The sequence below is a fragment of the Labedella phragmitis genome, assembly GCF_004078635.1.
GTDB classification, from domain to species: Bacteria; Actinomycetota; Actinomycetes; order Actinomycetales; family Microbacteriaceae; genus Labedella; species Labedella phragmitis.
Map to the genome: position 1 here is coordinate 648,850 of NZ_RZNB01000002.1, position 17,345 is coordinate 666,194.

General features: G+C 69.0%; 16 protein-coding genes. 2 read left to right on the forward strand and 14 right to left on the reverse strand.

The features are described from left to right. Positions 1 to 11 precede the first annotated feature (11 nt). From trmD to rpsP, 4 genes are read right to left on the reverse strand one after another with little or no spacing between them, the layout of a single operon-like run. On the reverse strand, positions 12 to 719 hold the full coding sequence (gene trmD / locus ELQ90_RS07795) for a tRNA (guanosine(37)-N1)-methyltransferase TrmD (RefSeq protein WP_128494680.1): 708 nt from the start codon (positions 717 to 719) through the stop codon (positions 12 to 14). Between the two features lie 8 nt (positions 720 to 727). Further along, positions 728 to 1,417, reverse strand: a complete 690-nt coding sequence (gene rimM, locus ELQ90_RS07800; RefSeq protein WP_208020588.1) for a ribosome maturation factor RimM — start codon at positions 1,415 to 1,417, stop codon at positions 728 to 730. Between the two features lies 1 nt (position 1,418). Further along, positions 1,419 to 1,655 (reverse strand): RNA-binding protein, encoded by a 237-nt coding sequence (locus tag ELQ90_RS07805; RefSeq protein ID WP_106564607.1) that lies wholly within the window; start codon positions 1,653 to 1,655, stop codon positions 1,419 to 1,421. 2 nt (positions 1,656 to 1,657) lie between these two features. Beyond that, positions 1,658 to 2,086 (reverse strand): 30S ribosomal protein S16, encoded by a 429-nt coding sequence (gene rpsP / locus ELQ90_RS07810; RefSeq protein ID WP_128494681.1) that lies wholly within the window; start codon positions 2,084 to 2,086, stop codon positions 1,658 to 1,660. Between the two features lie 272 nt (positions 2,087 to 2,358). Here rpsP and ELQ90_RS07815 point away from each other — a divergent pair, with 272 nt between their 5' ends. Then, on the forward strand, positions 2,359 to 3,498 hold the full coding sequence (locus tag ELQ90_RS07815; RefSeq protein WP_128494682.1) for a glutamate--cysteine ligase: 1,140 nt from the start codon (positions 2,359 to 2,361) through the stop codon (positions 3,496 to 3,498). Between the two features lie 46 nt (positions 3,499 to 3,544). Here ELQ90_RS07815 and ffh read toward each other — a convergent pair whose 3' ends face one another. The 4 genes from ffh to smc are packed head-to-tail and all read right to left on the reverse strand — an operon-like array spanning position 3,545 to position 10,102. Then, complete coding sequence (gene ffh, locus ELQ90_RS07820; RefSeq protein WP_128494683.1) at positions 3,545 to 5,122, reverse strand: signal recognition particle protein; 1,578 nt, start codon at positions 5,120 to 5,122, stop codon at positions 3,545 to 3,547. Positions 5,123 to 5,134: 12 nt separating this feature from the next. Next, positions 5,135 to 5,647, reverse strand: coding sequence for a DUF2004 domain-containing protein (locus ELQ90_RS07825; RefSeq protein ID WP_128494684.1), 513 nt, complete (start codon positions 5,645 to 5,647; stop codon positions 5,135 to 5,137). Between the two features lies 1 nt (position 5,648). Next, the gene (gene ftsY / locus ELQ90_RS07830; protein ID WP_128494685.1) at positions 5,649 to 6,524 is read right to left on the reverse strand and encodes a signal recognition particle-docking protein FtsY; all 876 of its coding nucleotides are present in this window, start codon (positions 6,522 to 6,524) and stop codon (positions 5,649 to 5,651) included. Between the two features lie 44 nt (positions 6,525 to 6,568). Then, positions 6,569 to 10,102 (reverse strand): chromosome segregation protein SMC, encoded by a 3,534-nt coding sequence (smc, locus tag ELQ90_RS07835; protein WP_128494686.1) that lies wholly within the window; start codon positions 10,100 to 10,102, stop codon positions 6,569 to 6,571. Positions 10,103 to 10,285: 183 nt separating this feature from the next. Here smc and ELQ90_RS07840 point away from each other — a divergent pair, with 183 nt between their 5' ends. Further along, positions 10,286 to 11,362: a GNAT family N-acetyltransferase gene (locus tag ELQ90_RS07840; RefSeq protein WP_128494687.1), complete on the forward strand. Its 1,077-nt coding sequence runs from the start codon at positions 10,286 to 10,288 to the stop codon at positions 11,360 to 11,362. A 24-nt stretch (positions 11,363 to 11,386) separates the two neighbouring features. Here ELQ90_RS07840 and mutM read toward each other — a convergent pair whose 3' ends face one another. From mutM to ELQ90_RS07870, 6 genes are read right to left on the reverse strand one after another with little or no spacing between them, the layout of a single operon-like run. Further along, positions 11,387 to 12,277 (reverse strand): bifunctional DNA-formamidopyrimidine glycosylase/DNA-(apurinic or apyrimidinic site) lyase, encoded by an 891-nt coding sequence (mutM, locus tag ELQ90_RS07845; RefSeq protein WP_128494688.1) that lies wholly within the window; start codon positions 12,275 to 12,277, stop codon positions 11,387 to 11,389. Then, a complete protein-coding gene (gene rnc / locus ELQ90_RS07850; RefSeq protein ID WP_128494689.1) occupies positions 12,261 to 12,953 on the reverse strand; it encodes a ribonuclease III in 693 nt (230 codons plus the stop codon). Before rnc ends, mutM begins: the two co-directional genes overlap by 17 nt. 31 nt (positions 12,954 to 12,984) lie before the next feature. Next, positions 12,985 to 13,188: a 50S ribosomal protein L32 gene (gene rpmF / locus ELQ90_RS07855; RefSeq protein WP_106564619.1), complete on the reverse strand. Its 204-nt coding sequence runs from the start codon at positions 13,186 to 13,188 to the stop codon at positions 12,985 to 12,987. Positions 13,189 to 13,191: 3 nt separating this feature from the next. Further along, the gene (locus ELQ90_RS07860; RefSeq protein ID WP_424980802.1) at positions 13,192 to 13,752 is read right to left on the reverse strand and encodes a YceD family protein; all 561 of its coding nucleotides are present in this window, start codon (positions 13,750 to 13,752) and stop codon (positions 13,192 to 13,194) included. Positions 13,753 to 13,789: 37 nt separating this feature from the next. Then, complete coding sequence (locus ELQ90_RS07865) at positions 13,790 to 16,069, reverse strand: transglutaminase TgpA family protein (protein WP_128494690.1); 2,280 nt, start codon at positions 16,067 to 16,069, stop codon at positions 13,790 to 13,792. After that, positions 16,070 to 17,281: a DUF58 domain-containing protein gene (locus ELQ90_RS07870; protein ID WP_166408900.1), complete on the reverse strand. Its 1,212-nt coding sequence runs from the start codon at positions 17,279 to 17,281 to the stop codon at positions 16,070 to 16,072. Positions 17,282 to 17,345 lie beyond the last annotated feature (64 nt).

Below are 17,345 nucleotides of genomic sequence, written 5' to 3' on the forward strand. Positions count from 1 at the left end.
GGACGATCCGGTCAGGCGTGGGGCGTCTCGTCCGGCGGCAGCAGGTCGGGGCGTACGCGCTTCGTGCGTTCGAGACTCGCGCGGTGACGCCACTCCGCGATCGCACGGTGGTTGCCGCTCAAGAGCACCTCGGGTACCGGGAGCCCCCGCCATTCCTGCGGCTTCGTATACGACGGGTACTCGAGGAGTCCCGCTTCGTGCGATTCCTCGACGAGGCTCTCGGGGTTGCCGACGACCCCGGGGACGAGCCGCACGATCGCCTCGAGCATCGCGACGACGGCCACCTCTCCCCCGTTGAGGACGTAGTCACCGATGCTCACGAGCCGAGTGCGGGCACGCGCAGCGGTGTGGTCGACGACGCGCTGATCGATGCCTTCGTACCGTCCGCAGCCGAAAACGAGATGCGACTCCGCACTCAGTTCGCGCGCCATCGCTTGAGTGAACACCTCACCGGCGGGCGAGGGGAAGATGACGAGCGGATCGTCCACGGGATCGTCGAGGATCGCGTCGAGCGCTTCGCCCCAGGGCTCCGGCCGCATGACCATCCCCGCGCCGCCCCCGTACGGCGTGTCGTCGACCGTGCGATGGCGGTCGTGCGTGTGATCCCGGAGGTCGTGGATCGCCCACGAGACCGTTCCGCCCCGGCGGGCTCGGCCGAGGAGCGAGATGTCGAGGGTGTCGAAGAACTCGGGGAAGATCGTGACGACGTCGAATCGCACGGCGGACCTCAGGCCTCGTCGTGGGGCTCTCGGGCAGCGACGCCGTCGCTCTCCGCAGAGACCTCCGAGGCGCCGACGTCCGCCACGACCTCGTCCGGCGCGGTCTCCTCCGCAGGCACGTCATCGGCCGGCGAGTCCGTATCGGTTCGTGCGTCGTCGCCGAGCTCGAACAAGCCCTCCGGCGGGGTGATGGTCACGACTCCCGCGACGACGTCGACCGACGGCACGATCGCCGAGACGAATGGAACCATGACCTCGCCGCTGGCCGTCGAGACGATGAGGAGATCCTGAGCCGGGAAGTGGTCGACGCGAGCAACGCGACCCACGTCCTGCCCGTCACGGACGACGCGGAGACCGACGAGCTGGTGGTCGTACCAGGCGTTCTCCTCCTCCGGAAGCGCATCGGGATCGAGGGAGACCCAGAGGATCGCCTTGACGAGGGTCTCGGCGGCTGTGCGGTCCTCGATACCGACGAAGAAGGCCACGGGCTGCTGGTTGTACCAGCGCAGCTCCGCGAGCTCCACCGTCTTCCCCGCCCACGGGGAGTCCTCGGGGACCTGCAGGGTGAAGACGGCTCCCGGCACGAATCGCGATGCGGGATCGTCGGTATAGAGTTCGACCTTCAGGGCGCCCTTGAGGCCGTGCGCCTTCGTGAGCCGACCGACGCGCAGTTCGGTCTTCCTGTTCGACGCCGCCACGTCAGGCGTCGGTGTCGACGACGTCGACGCGCACGCGTCGGCCGTCGGCGAGGGCGGTGATGAGGGTGCGAAGTGCCTTCGCCGTGCGACCGGAACGACCGATCACGCGACCGAGGTCCTCGGGGTTCACATGAACCTCGAGGACCTCGCCGCGAGCGGTGTTCTGTTCGACCACGCGGACGTCGTCGGGGTTATCGACGATCCCCTTCACGAGGTGTTCGAGCGCGGGTCCGAGCAACGTCAGGCCTTGTCTGCGTCAGCGGCGCCGGCGTCGGACGCCTCAGCCTCTGCGGGAGCCTCGACCGGAGGGGCCTTCGGCTCGGACTTCGGCTTGAGAACGGGCTTCTTCTTCTCGTCGGCGACGAACGCGACCTTGGCCTCGCGCGTCTTCACGGTCGAGACGGCGTCCTTGTCACCCTTGTGCTTGCCCCAGTCGCCCGTGAGCTTGAGGATCGCGGCGACCTGCTCGGTCGGCTGGGCGCCGACGGAGAGCCAGTACTGCGCGCGCTCGGAGTCGACCTCGATGAGCGAGGGCTCCTCGGTGGGGTGGTACTTGCCGATCTCCTCGATGACGCGGCCGTCACGCTTGGTGCGCGAGTCGGCGACGACGATGCGGTAGTAGGGCGCGCGGATCTTGCCGAGGCGCTTGAGACGGATCTTGACGGACACAATGCTCCTGATGTGTATGGGTTTTGTCGAATGAACTGCCGCCGTGAGCGTGGGGGCACACTCGGCATGAGCTCGAGGGGACGCAGTCGGACCTGATAGAGGGTCGGGCGCGACGCATCCAACTCTCTATTCTGTCATGAGCCGCGCGCTCCTCCTAATCTCCGCAGCACGGGGCGACGCACGACGTCACACCCGTGCGATCAGGCCGCACGCTCCCGGGGTGCGTGGAAGGATGGCGAGGACGCCAGCCCACGGAACGGAAGGGGCACGACGTGCAGATCGACTTCTCGCCGTCAGAACGCTCGACGATCGGTCTCGAGTGGGAACTCGCCCTCGTGGACGCGCAGAGCGGAGAACTGCGCTCGATCGCGCACGAGGTGCTCGAGGAGCTCAAGGGCCCCGACGGATCGGAGCATCCGAAGATCACGGGCGAGCTCCTTCTCAACACGGTCGAACTCGTGAGCGGAGTGCATCACGACGTGCCGTCGGCGATCCGTGACCTCGAGGATCAGATCGCGGAGGTGCGCGAGATCATCGATCCGCTCGGAGTCGAACTCATCGCGAGCGGCTCGCATCCATTCGGTCAGTGGTTCGACCAGCCGGTCACGGACAAGGCTCGCTATCACAAGCTCATCGACCGCACCCAGTGGTGGGGGCGGAACATGATGATCTGGGGCGTACACACGCACGTGGGTGTGGAGGACCGTGCCAAGGTCATCCCGTTGCTCGACGGTCTTCTCACCTGGTCTCCTCATGTCCAGGCGCTCTCGTCATCGAGCCCGTTCTGGGCGGGCGTCGACACCGGTTACCCGTCGAACCGTGCGCTCATGTTCCAACAGCTCCCGACGGCGGGGCTCCCCTACCAGCTGGAGGACTGGGAGGCGTTCGAACGGTACGTCTCCGACATGACGCGCACGGGCGTCGTCGAGGACGTGACCGAGGTGCGCTGGGACATCCGTCCGGCACCGCGCTGGGGCACTCTCGAGTTCCGGGCGTGCGACAGTGCCTCGACCACGACGGAATTCGGTGCTGTCGCCGCTCTCATCCACTGTCTGACGGAACACCTCTCGAGCGCGATCGATCGCGGGGGGAGTCCCACGACGCTCGCACCCTGGTACGTCCGCGAGAACAAGTGGCGCGCGGCGCGCTACGGGCTCGACGCGGAGCTCATCGTGGGAGCCGACGGCGCGGAGTCGCTCGTCACCGACGATCTCCGCCGCCTCATGGTCAGGCTCGAGCCGACGGCGGAACGCCTCGGCTGTTCGGCGGAACTCGCCTCGATCGGCGACATCCTCGACAACGGCGCGAGCTACCAGCGTCAACTGCGCGTCGCCGAGGCGAACAACGGCGACCTGACGGCCGTGGTTCGATCACTCGCCCACGAGCTGCGACACGGCATCGCCGCCGGCTGACGACTGGAGAGTCGCCCGAGGGAGCGACTCGACAACCTCGGCAGTCTCAGCCTCGACCGAGGAACTTCTGCAGCGCGGCGAGTTCGTCCTCGGAGGGCGCGTCGACCGAGCGTGCCGCCCCTCCTCCGAGGCCGAGTCCGAATCCCGAGCCCGCAGGCACCGCGGCGCCCGACGTCGCGGCGCCGGAGTTCTCGGCTGCACGCTTCGCCGGGTTGCCCGAGCGCGACCCGCTCTTCTTCTTCGACTTGGCCGCTTGCTTGCGCGAGGCACCGCCGTGAGCGCCGGGGATCGGTCCCATGCCCGGCATCTGAGGAACGCCACCGCGAGCGACGGTCTTCATCATCTTGGCGGCCTGTTCGAACCGCTGCACGAGCTGATTGACCTCGGTCACAGTCGTGCCGGCGCCTCGAGCGATGCGGAGTCGCCGCGAGCCGTTGAGGAGTTTGGCGTTGCGGCGCTCGGCCGGGGTCATCGACTGGATGATCGCCTCGGTGCGGACGATCTCCCGCTCGTCGAACGAGTCGAGCTGTTCGCGCATCGCGCCGGCGCCCGGCAGCATGCCGATCATCTTCTTGATCGAGCCCATGTTGCGCAGCTGCTGCATCTGCTTGAGGAAGTCCTCGAGCGTGAACGAGTCGGTCGCGAACTTCTCCGCGACCTTGCGCGCCTCCTCCTCGTCGAAGGCCTGCTGCGCCTGCTCGATGAGCGTGAGGATGTCGCCGAGGTCGAGGATGCGCGACGCCATGCGGTCCGGATGGAAGGGCTCGAAGTCGTCGAGGCCCTCCCCCGTGGAGGCGAAGATGATGGGACGACCCGTGACGGAGGCGACCGAGAGGGCGGCACCACCGCGGGCGTCGCCGTCGAGCTTCGACAGCACGACGCCCGTGAAGTCCACTCCGTCCTGGAAGGCCTTCGCCGTGTTGACCGCGTCCTGGCCGATCATCGCGTCGATGACGAAGAGGACCTCGTCGGGATCGACGGCCTTCCGGATGTTCGCGGCCTGCTTCATGAGCTCGGCATCCACGCCCAGCCGACCGGCGGTGTCGACGATGACGGTGTCGTACTGGCGCGAGCGCGCATACGCGACGCCGTCCTTCGCGACCTTGACCGGGTTGCCGACACCGTTGCCCGGCTCAGGAGCGAAGACGGCGACGCCGGCCTGCTCCGCGACCACCGAGAGCTGCGTGACGGCGTTCGGGCGCTGGAGGTCGGCAGCGACGAGGAGTGGCGTGTGACCGTCCTTCGCGAGCCACTTCGCGAGCTTGCCGGCGAGCGTCGTCTTACCCGCACCCTGGAGACCGGCGAGCATGATGACCGTCGGCGGCGTCTTCGCGAACTCGAGCCGACGCTGCTGCCCGCCGAGGATGCCGACGAGTTCCTCGTTGACGATCTGCACGACCTGCTGCGCCGGGTTGAGCGCCTTGTTGACCTCATCGCCGAGCGCCCGCTCCCGCACGCGCGAGGTGAAGTCCTTGACGACCTCGAAGGCGACGTCGGCCTCGAGGAGCGCCCTCCGGATCTCGCGGACCGTGCCGTCGACGTCGGACGCCGAGAGCGAGCCCTTCTTGCGGAGGTTCTTGAATGTATCCGCGAGGCGGTCGGAGAGATTTCCAAAGGTAGCCATGAGACCTCCAGTTTAACCGTTCCCGTCGCCCTGGATCTCCGTGTCGACCATTTCACCGCTGCGATTCAGCGAGGCGACGAGGTAGTCGTCGCTCAGGTCCTCGCCGAGGGTGTATTCGAAGACCGCGAAGACGTCGTCGTCTCCCCGCGAGAGCGGCCGGAATTCGATGCGCGTGACGAGCAGCGAACGGAGGATGTCGATCGGCAGGTCGCCGGACGAGACGGCGAGGATGTCGTGGATCGACTCCCCGAGTTCCTCCACGAGGGCATCGACGTAGGCGACCGTGACGGAGGACCGATCGCCCAACTCGACGACCATCGACTCGCGGGTCTGGCGGTCGATGCCTTCGAGCGTGACGATCATGGCCTGGACGAGGTCGAGGTCGTCCTCGCGGAGCTCCTCCGCGTCGTCAGCCAGAAGGGAGACGTCGACCGAGCGGTCGCCGAGCTCCACGTTCTCGGACCAGTACGCGCTGCCGTCGCCCGACGCCTCGACGACGCCGAAGAAGTCGTGTTCGATCGCCATGTCAGCCCACCAGCTTCTGTGCGAAGACGTGCGGCGTGAATCCGGTGAGATCGCCGATCCCCTCGCCCTGGCCCACGAGCTTGATCGGGATGCCCGTCTGCTCCTGGACCGCGAGGACGAAGCCGCCCTTCGCCGAACCGTCGAGCTTCGTCACGACGAGGCCGGTGACCCCGGCGTGCTCGATGAAGGCCTGCGCCTGAGCGAGACCGTTCTGCCCCGTCGTGGCGTCGAGGACGAGCAGGACCTCGGACACCGGCGCCTGCTTCTCGACGACGCGGCGGATCTTCGTCAACTCGTCCATGAGCCCGCCCTTCGTGTGAAGCCTGCCCGCGGTGTCGATGATGACGATCTCGGTGCCCGTGCGCTTCGCGAACTCGACCGTCTGGAAGGCGACGGACGCCGGATCCTGACCCTGCTGCTGCGGCCGGACGATCTGCGCTCCCCCGCGCTCTGCCCAGGTCGCGAGCTGGTCGACCGCCGCGGCGCGGAACGTGTCGGCCGCCCCGACGACGACCGAGCGGCCGTAGGTCCCGAGGAAACGGGCGAACTTGCCGATCGTCGTCGTCTTCCCGACGCCGTTGACGCCGACGACGAGGACGACGGCCGGTCGCTCCGTGAGTCGGAGTGTCGTGTCGTACTTCGACAGGCGCTCCTCGATCGTCTCGCGGAGCATGCGCTGGAGGTCGCGCGGATCCGTCGTGCGGTACCGCTCGACGTTGGCGCGCAGCTCGTCGATCACGGCCTCGGTGACGTCGGGGCCGAAGTCGGCTCCGACGAGAGCCGTCTCGAGGTCGTCCCACGTGTCCTCGGTGATCGTGGGTCGTTGGAACATGCCGCGCAAGGCCCCGCTCAGGGACCACGGAGTGCGTTCTGCCATCCCCCCAGCCTACCGGCGAGGGCACCGCCCGATCGCCGGGCGGATCAGGATGCGCGTTCCTCCACGACCCGCTGACCGACGACGGCCGAGACCCCGTCCTGGCGCATCGAGACACCGTAGAGAGCGTCCGCGATCTCCATCGTGCGCTTCTGGTGGGTGATGACGATGAGCTGGCTCGACTGCCGCAGATCCTCGAAGATCGCGAGAAGTCGGCCGAGGTTCGCATCGTCGAGAGCGGCCTCGACCTCGTCCATGATGTAGAACGGGCTCGGCCGCGCCTTGAAGATCGCTATGAGGAGCGCCACGGCCGCGAGTGAACGCTCGCCGCCCGACAACAGGGAGAGCCGCTCGATCTTCTTGCCGGCGGGCTTCACGCTCACCTCGATACCCGTCGTGAGGAGGTTGTCGGGATCGGTCAGCCGGATGCTGCCCGTTCCGCCGGGGAAGAGCACGGGGAAGACCTCTGTGAAGGCTGCACGCGTGTCCTCGAACGCCGACTCGAAGATGACCTGCATCTTCTCGTCGAGCTCCTCGATGATCGTCACGAGGTCCGATCGCGTCTTCGCGAGGTCGGAGAGCTGCTCCGTGAGGAAGGTGTGGCGCTGCTCGAGCGCCGCGAACTCCTCGAGGGCGAGCGGGTTCACGCGGCCGAGCTGAGCCAGTTTGCGTTCGGCACGCTCGAAGCGGCGCTGCTGTTCGGCTCGATCGAATGCGACGGTCGGTCGTCCTCCCCCCTCACCCGGCTCGGCGTCGGCGTCCGGGATCGGCACGTCGGGGCCGTACTCGGCGATGAGGACGTCCTCGACGAGGCCGAGCTCGGAACCCGATCGTTCGAGGAGTCCGGACAAGTGCAGCTTCTTCTCGTAAATCTGCAGTTCGAGCCCGTGCACGCTCTCGGTGATCGCTTGCAGTCGCTCCCGGAGCGCTTGCTCCTCACGACGCAGCCGGCCGAGCTCCTCGTTCTGGCTCGAGCGTTCCGCCTCGGCCGTCGCGAGCACGACGCGGGACTCCGAGACGGACCGGTCGAGCGACGCGAGGACAGCGGGGAGAGCGTCGACGACGCGCTGGGCCGTCTCCATCTGACGACGGCGGATGACCGCGCGCCGAGCTGCCTGTTCCGCCGCCTGCCGCTCCGCCTCGCGTCGCCGTTCGAGCGCGACGACGCGCTCCTGCTCGGCGCGGATGCGTTCCCGAGCGGTCTCGACCGCGAGTCGCGCCTCGACCTCGCGTTCGCGCGCCTGCTCCATCTCCGCGGCGAGCGAGTCGCGAGCCGAGACGTCGAGGATCGGTCGAGGGCGCGAGCGGGCGGTCTCGAGCTCAGCCTTCGCCTTGTCGGCCGCCGCCTCGGCAGCAGCGAGTTGACCGGCGGACTGGTCGAACGCCACGACGAGCCTGTCGAACTCTGCGGCGGAGGCCTCGGCCTGCACACGTGCTCGATTGACCTTCTCGGTCTCGGCGGCGAGCTGCGCGTCGTACTCGCGGAGCGCCGAGAGGGCGAGCTGGGAGCGTTCCTTCGCCGCAGCGACCGCTGCGCGCTGCTCGGCGAGCTCGAAGCGTTCGTCGTCGATGAGACGCTCCACCTCGGTGAGACGCTCGGCCGCGGAATCGCGTTCCGCGACGAGCTCGATGCGACCCTGCTCCCCGCCGGATCCGCCGCGCAGGAGGTGGTCGGTGAGCACCTCTCCCCCGCGGGTCACGAGCGTGACGGGCCCACCGAGATCCGCACCCCGCAGGACGGGAGCCGCCTCGCGAGCGGCTTCGAGGTCGTCAGCGATCGCGACGAACGCGAGCAGACCCATCACGCCGTCGGGCGCCGACACGACGCTCGTGGCCGCCGTGACGCCCTGCACCGACGGCCACTCGGGGCGCGGAGCGCGGGAATCCGCGATCACGACCTCGACTCGACCGAGGTCGTCGCTCGTGGCTCGCCCAACGGCGGCGATGGCCGCGTCGAGATCCTCCGCGAGGACCGAGTCGGCGGTCGAACCGAGGGCGGCGGCGACAGCGGCCTCGAAACCCGCCGAGACCTGCACCGAATCGCCCACGATGCCGCGGATGCCCGGAAGCGAGGAGCGGATGAGATCCGACGCGCCGTCCTTGACGTCGAGGGCACGAGTGAGCGCACGGACCTGCGCGGTCAGCGCATCACGCTCACGCTCGTGTCCGTGCAAGCGCTCACGGAGACCCTCGATGAACGACTCGGCCTCGAAGACCTCGCCCTGGGCGATCTCGTAGGCCTCGTCGAGCCCGCTGTCGCCCAGGTCTCGCAACGGCGATTCGTCCTCGATGCGCGAGAACACCATGGCGGCTTCGTCGCGGCGGGCCTCCGCCTGGTCGATGGCGTTCTGCTGGCGCAACCGCTCGCCGCGGACGGCGGCGAGGCGGCTCGCCGCCGCTTCGGCCTGGCCCGTCAGTTTCGAGATCTCGAGGTCGTGTCGCGAGACGAGTGCGCTCTGCGCGGCGATCTCGACGTCGATGGCGTCGAGTCGCTCCCGAGCAGCTGCGGTCACGGCACGGGCGCGCTCGAAGCCGGCCTCGGCGTCGGCGAGGGTCGACTGCAGTTCGCGGACGAGAGCGGCCGCCTCGGCGATGGTCTCGGCGCTCACTCCGTCGGTGAGCTCACTCGGTTCCGCCTCGGCTCCGAGCAGCGCGAGCTTCTGCGTGGCGAGCGTGTAGAGACTGCGCGCCCGCTCCTGCACCGACTCGAGTGCGAAGCTCGTCCGCCTCGCACCGTCTACGGCGTCGCCCTGCTGCTCGCGCTCGATGCGCGCGATGCGAAGACCCTTCTGCTCCAGCTGCTCCTGAAGCACGATGCGCTCGGTGTGACGCTCCGACTCGCTGCGGGAGAAGTCGTCGAGCTCTCTCCGCAAGGCGACGACGTCATCGGCGAGGAGGCGTGCTCGCGCATCCCGGACGACGGCGGCGATGGTCTGAGCCTCCCGCGCGACTTCGGCCTGACGTCCGAGCGGCTTGAGCTGGCGCCGGATCTCCCCGGCGAGGTCGCTCAACCGGGTGAGGTTCGTCTGCATGGCATCGAGCTTGCGTACGGTCTTCTCTTTGCGACGCCGGTGCTTGAGGATGCCGGCGGCTTCCTCGATGAAGCCCCTTCGCTCCTCGGGGCTTGCGTGCAGGACGGCGTCCAACTGGCCCTGACCGACGATGACGTGCATCTCGCGGCCGAGGCCGGAGTCGGACAGCAGTTCCTGGACGTCGAGGAGTCGACAGCTCTCGCCGTTGATCGCATACTCACTGCCGCCGTTGCGGAAGAGCGTACGGCTGATCGTCACCTCGGTGTACTCGATGGGAAGGGCGCCGTCGGAATTGTCGATCGTCAGGGTCACCTCGGCGCGGCCGAGCGGTCCGCGCGTCGACGTGCCCGCGAAGATGACGTCCTCCATCTTGCCGCCGCGGAGGGTCTTGGCTCCTTGCTCCCCCATGACCCAGGCGAGAGCGTCGACGACGTTCGACTTGCCGGAACCGTTCGGCCCAACGACACACGTGACACCTTGCTCGAACGCGAAGGTCGTCGGGGACGCGAACGACTTGAAGCCCTTGAGAGTGAGGCTCTTCAAGTACACGGACGGGTCCCTTCGGCCGATCGGGTCGGGCGATCGTTCGGCTCTACGGTAGCGGAACGCGGCGCGGCCGCCCCGCTCCCACGCGGTCGGCCGCCCGCCCTCGTCCTCCCCGCTCTCGACGCGGGCCACCAGCCCGTCGTATCCTGGCGGGCTGTCGACCTCCGGCAGCGGGAGGATGACGAGATGACGGAGCGAGTGACGCTCGAGGAACTGGCGATCCCCGAGACGCTGGACGGCGCCGGAGGCGCTGCCTTCCGCGAGATGGTCGGGGTGCGCAACACGATCGAGTCTGCCGCCATGGGCTCCGACGATTTCGCCCCCACGGCCGAAGAGCTCCTCCCCCTGTGGAGGAACACGGTCGACGAACCGAAACGTCTGCTCATCGCCCGGGTCGACGGAGTCATCGTGGGCCGCGGCGTGCTCGAACTCCCGACGGAAGAGGGGTCGACGACGGCTTTCGTCTCCGTCGAGGTCCTCCCCGACTACCGCGAAGCGGGCATCGGGACGGCCATGCTCGAGGCGATCGAATCGTGGGCGACGGCCGCCGGACGGTCGATCCTCGAATCGTTCGTGACCCACGGCCCGCTTCGCGGCGGCCCCGAGCTCGCACCGCCGACCGGATTCGGCGCGGTGCCCGCCGATTCGCCGGAGGTCCGTTTCGCGCTCGGCCGCGGCTACCGTCTCGAACAGGTCGCGCGGATGTCCATGCTCGACGTCGACGACGTGCTCCCGACGATCAGGGACGTCCTCGACGCCGCCGCGGCGCACGCGGCCGGATACGTCGTCGAGACCGCAGCCGGTATTCCCCCGCAGGAGTGGTGGGAGGACCTCGCTCTCCTGCAGCGGCGGATGTCGACTGATGCCCCCGCTGCGGGGCTCGAGCTGGACGAACAGGACTGGGATGCCGACCGCGTCCTCAGAACCGCGACGGACCGTGAGGAGGGCGGCCGCACGGCGCTCACGGCCGTCGCCCGCGACACCGCCGACGGACGCATCGTCGCCTTCAGCGAACTCCTCGTTCCGAGCGACCCTGAGCGCGCCGTCGTGCAGGACTCCACACTCGTGCTCTCCGAGCACCGGGGGCACCGCCTCGGCATGCTCGTGAAGGCCGCGAACCTGGTGTTCCTGCACGACGTCTCTCCCGCCTCGCGGGCCGTGACGACGTTCAACGCCGAGGAGAACCGGCCAATGCTCGACGTGAACGAGGCCCTCGGTTTCCACGCCGTCGGCGCGGAGGGCGCATGGCGGAAGGACCTCTGAGACCGAGCGCGCCGTCCGGTGCCGTCACCGGAGTGGTTGGCATACCGCGCAGTAGTGCGACGAGCGATTGGCGAAGGCGACGCGGACGATCGGGGCGCCGCACCGGCGGCAGGGCTCGCCCTGACGGCCGTACGCGTTCAGGCTGTGGGCGAAATAACCGGCCTGACCGTTCACGTTGACGTACTGCGCGTCGAAACTCGTCCCGCCTCCCGCGAGAGCGCGGCTGAGGACGGCCCGCACCTCCTCGAGGAGCAGCGTCAGCTGCGCGCTCGAGAGCGAGTCCCCCGGCTGCTCCGGTGCGATCATGGCCGCCCACAGCGACTCGTCGGCATAGATGTTGCCGATGCCCGAGATCGCGGTCTGGTCGAGGAGGATCCGCTTGATCCCACTCCGGCTCGACCGGACCCGCCGGTCGAGCGCCTCGGCGTCGAGATGCGGGTCCAGTGCGTCGCGCGCGATGTGCGAGACACGGTCGGGCACGAGGGGGTCGGCCACTGCGTCACCGGCGAAGCCGCCCGGCCGGGCGTCGACCGTCGTGACGAGGGGATCGATCGCGAGCCCGCCGAAGATGCGCTGGTCCGCGAAATTCACGAGCAACTCGCCGTGCTCGGGATGTTCGATGCCGACGGCGACGCGCGTGAAGCGGTCGACATCACCGGGGCGACGCAACAGCATCTGGCCGCTCATCCCCAAGTGCGCGACGAGAGCCCGGCCGTCGTCGAGCGGGAACCACAGGAACTTTCCCCGGCGCACCGCGGAGAGGATCGTCCGTCCTGTTAGCTCGTCCTCGAACCGACCGTCGGTGTGTCTCCGCAACGACCGGCGGTCGAGGACGTCGATTCCCGTGACGGTCGCGCCGGTCACGGCGGGAGCGAGCCCGGCCCTGACGACCTCGACCTCAGGGAGTTCGGGCATCGAGTTCGTTCCACGCCGCGAGGGCCGCCGCCATCTCGGCGTGCTTCTTGCTGGACCCTGTGCCCTCCGCAGAGACGAGGTCGCCGACGGAGACCCGGGCGACGAAGGTTCGCGCATGGTCGGGGCCGGAACTCGAGATCACGTAGTGCGGGGCGGGACCGCCGAGCGCCGCAGCCGCCTCCTGCAGGCTCGTCTTCGGATCCATGGTGGCTCCGAAGCGATCGATCTCGCCGATGAGCGGTGTGAGCAGACGCAGGACGAGGTCCTTCGCGACCTCGGGACCCGAGTCGAGGAAGACGGCCCCGAAGATGGCCTCCATGGTGTCCGCGAGGATCGACGACTTGTCGCGGCCGCCCGTGAGCTCCTCGCCGCGGCCCAGCCGCAGGTAACGCCCGAGCTCGATACCGCGAGCGACGACCGCCAGCGCAACCGTCGACACGACGCTCGCGCGCATCTTCGCGAGCGATCCCTCCGGCAGATCGGGATTCTCTCGGAAGAGCTTCTCGGTGACCGCGAGCCCGAGCACCGAGTCGCCGAGGAATTCGAGGCGCTCGTTGTGAGGCACTCCGCCGTTCTCGTACGCGAACGAGCGGTGGGTCAGCGCGAGCTCGAGAAGCTCGGCACTCACGGGCACGCCAAGAGCCACGACGAGCGAAGCGCGCTCATCGTGGCTCATGACGGAAGTACTGATCGGCTGGAGACCGGAATCAGACGTCGGCGACCTTGCGGCCCTTGTACTCGAGGAAGAGCGGGGTGCCCGCGGAGTCCTCGACGACCTTGGCACGGTGGGGGAGGCTGTAGGTGACCTTGCCGTTCTCGACCGTCTTCACGAGCGTGGGGACCTCAGCCTTCCACTGCGAACGACGGGCGTGCGTGTTCGCTCGGGATTGCTTCCGCTTGGGAACAGCCATGATTCAACCTTCTTCTTTGTCTGCAGCATCCGAGGTTCCGGTGCCTGGCCTGGGGGCGAAACCCGCGAGCGCAGCCCACCGAGGATCGGATGCTTCACGGGATTCCGGTTCCGGTCGTCTCTCCAGGCGCTCTCCGGTCTCGGGGTCGAGACCGGGGCAATCCGGAGTGCACACCGGCTGAAACGGCAGTGACAACACCACTGCATCTCTGACGGGAGATTCAAGATCGACGTGATCGTAGCGAACCTCGTACTCAGACGCTTCCGAACCAGCGTACGCGAAAAGCTCTTGAATCTCGACTTCGACAGGCTGAGAGATGTCACGGAGGCATCGCCCGCACTCCCCGTCCGCAGTCGTCTCGACCTCCGCGGTCACGAGGATACCCTCGTGGACGGACTCGAGACGCACCTCGGCGTGCATCGGTGCGCCCTCCTTCACGGCCAGGAGACCCTCGCCGAGGCGCGCGGGGACGTCGAAGTCGTAGGAGTGCTCGCGCATCTCTCCCGGGCGGTTGATGAGATCTCTGACTCCGACGGTGTACGGAGTCCTCTGCAGTCCAGTCACCCCTCGATTCTACCGTGGGGGTCTCGAGCGAGGTCCGCTAGGACGTGCGCGCAGGGCGAACGGGACCGGCACTCCGCCGTGAGAGGACGGACGCCGGGACGAGCGCTCCGCGCACGCGGCGCGAGGTCGGCACCGATGCCGCGAGCGACGCGACCACGACCTCGACATCCGTCCGGAGCGTGAAGCCGGGACCGCTCGCACCGTCGGAGTACCGGCTCCGCTCACGAGAATCGAGCACCCGATCGAGCGCGGCCGACGCTCCCCCGTCGAGACGACCCGTATCGCGGAGGCGGCCCGCGAGGTCGCGTTCCGAGTCCCCCTCGCTCACGACGAACCCGAGATCCGTCGCCGAGTCGACGATCTCGTCCCACGCGTCCTCGGCACCGGAGGGTCCCTCGATACGTGACCATCGTCGCCGACGCCGGAGCACGCGCATGGCCGCGGGCGTCAGGAGGCTGAGGACGACGAGGAGCAGGAGAACGCTCCCGACGGCCGCCGTCTGCCGTCCCGTCTCCTCCCCGCGCGCGGCCGACCGGGCGGCGGCCGGATCCTCCGATGCCGTCGGGCTCGGCGTGGCGGTCGGGGCCCGACTGACGGTCGGGTCGGGGACGTCGCCGGTGTCGGGAGTCGTCGATGGCTCGAAGGCGTAGGACGGGACCGTTCCGCGGCCGGGGGTGGGCTCGAAAGGCACCCAGCCGACGCCGGCGAAGTACAACTCGGGCCAGGAGTGCAGGTCATCGCTCCCCACCCGATACGCGAGGAAACCATCGTCGTCCGATCCGACGCGATCACCGGGAAGATAGCCGAGCGAGACACGAGCGGGAATACCGGCCATCCGAGAGAGGATCGCCATCGCCGAGGCGAAGTGGACGCAGTAGCCGCTCTCGGCCTCGAGGAACTGCGCGATCGCCTCGAAGCCGTCGCCGTCGTAGCCGTCGTTCACGGGTGTCGCGACCGAGTACGCGAAGTCTGTGCGCAAGTACTGCTGAATCGCGTAGGCGGCGTCGTACCGCGTGTCGGTGTCGGCCGTGACCGCCTCGAAGACGTCACGGATCCCATCCGGGATCTCGTCGGGCAGCTCGAGGTAGGGCGCCACTCCCCCGGGCACGTCCTCGGGAGCGTCCCGCAACTGATCGGCTGTCGGCTCGATCACGAGGGACGTGACCGAATACTCCTGGCCCTCGACGGACGACGACCGGCTCGACACCGTCAGCCCGTCGGTGTCCCATTCCCACTGGCCGCGCAGACCCGACACGGCGACGGCGGGGAACGGGACGGGCAGGAGTTCGCCCACGAGCCCGGTGATCTCGACGTCGACCGTCGCCTCTTCGACCGTGACACCGCTCGTGAGTCCCGGGACGGCGAGCCTCTCACCGTCGGACTGCTCGACGACGGGATGCTCACCGCTCGACGTCCACTGCGTCCCCTCGAACCGATCGAGAGTGAGCATCCGGAGGTACTGGGAGGACGTCGACGTCGTCCGGTAGGAGAAGTGCGGCGTGTTGCCGGGGCGCTGCAGATCGCGGCCCAGGTCGGCGAGAGCGCTCACGCCCGAGCCGAACGACGACGGACCGTCGGGCTGGACGACGCTCCGGGTGGAGAAACCGGGGACGAGCGTCCCCGCGGCGATCGTGACGGCGACAACGGCGGCCCCGATCACCAGCGCGCCCGTCCGGACGAAGGCGCGTGCGCCGACCGACAGCGGCATCCTTCGGTTCGATCGGAGGACGAACAGGTAGGCGGCCCCCGCCGCCAGGTAGGCCACGAGGTCGAGCGACCCCGTGAAGATGGACGGCGGCACGAGAAGACCGAGGGCGAAGACGCCCGTGATCGCGGGCGAGCGCAACGTCACACCGATGACGTCGACGAGGACCGTGACGGCCCCGATCCCGACGGCGAGGAGGAAGAGCAGCGGCGTGATGGGGTCGACCGGGACGCTCTGCACGTAGATGGACTGACCGGCCGCGACGGCGAGGTCCTGGACAGCCGCGATCGTGTCCGGCGTCGGCACGATGCCGAGGATCGCGGATTGCGGGACGAAGAGGACGACGAGCACCACGACCCACGCGGCGGCACCGACGACCGAGCCGACCCACGCGGCCCCGCCGAGCGAACGGACGACACCCGCAGGGACGACGACGCTCGCGATGGCGACGACGGCCGTTACCCACCAATCCGCCCCCTGGATGACGGAAGCGAGCGGGAGGAGCGACACGAGCAGCAGCATCGAGAGCGCGAGAGACGTGCCCCATCGGGCGCCCGGAGGGACGCCGTCGACGTCGTCGTCACGTGCCGTACCCCGACTGTCGGCGCTCACTCAGCGCACCCCCGCCTCGCCACGATCGACGAGCACCGTGGCGTTCCAGATGTCGGGTACGGCCTGCCTCGGGTCGGCCACGCCGACGATCCAGCCGGCTGCCCGCAGCAGCCCCGCACCCTCGACGGATCCGTCGCCCGGGGGGACGAAGGCGATCGCGGGATCGGCGAGTCGCACGAGGGGAGCCAGGCGACGGGCCGTCGCGACGCCGATCTCCGCGAGCAGGACAACGAAGGGCACCGGCGCTCCGACCCGGTCGAGCACCTCCCGACTGACGACGGCCACGTCCGGGGCGTCCGTCGATGGCCGCGTCGGCGTGACGAGTGCGAGTCGTCGGAGGACGTCCGCGGCTTGAGCCGGTTCGAAACGTTCGCTCAGCGCCGTACCGCGCGGTACCGATTCGACGAGCGTCAACCGGAACCCGCCGGCGAGCACGTGCGTCGAGATCGACGCGGCGAGGTCGACCAGGTGCTCGAAGACGGCGTCGGACGCCGTGCGGGAGCCGTCCGACGCCGTCGCGGTGTCGAACAGGAGGACGACCGCCGGGTCGATTTCCTGCTCCTCCTGGCGCACCATGAGCTCTCCACGACGCGCCGTCGCGCGCCAATGGATGCGGCGCATCGGGTCTCCGGACCGGTACTCGCGCGCGATGAGCTCATCGACGCGCGGATGGTTGGACATGCGGTGCTCGTGACGGGCTCCCTCTCCGCTCGCCTGCACGAGGTCCGAGCGGACGAGGGGGAAGACGCTCGGAGTGACGATGACCGCGTTCCGGGCGTCGGAGGAGCGCTCGGCCTCCACGAGACCGAAGGGATCCTCCCGCGTCACGACGAGAGGCCCGAGAGGGAATTCCCCGCGCCGCTCCGGACGGATCGAATAGGTCGCGCGTACGACGCCGGCGACGCTCGCCTCCGCGAGTTCGTCCGCGAGGCCCTCCGGCGGTTCGCCGAAACTCGCCGGGACGCGATCGCGCCATCGCGTGATCGACGGGTCCCACGACTCCGTGCGGACGTCGAGGACCACATCGGTCCGCTCGCCCACGGCCAGAAGATCAGACGGGGTCCGCCGCGCGACCGAGAGCCGCGCGCGGCGGACCTGCACGGACACTGCCGCGACGACGAGCAGGGTCACGAGGAACACGGCGACGACGAAGCCCTCCCGTCGATCCGTCACGACGGCCGCCGCGGCGACGAGGACGGCGACGACGAGCACCCCCCACCCCCTCCGAGTGAGGCGGAACCACCGCGATCGAGCGAGCAGGGGATGCCGGAGCATG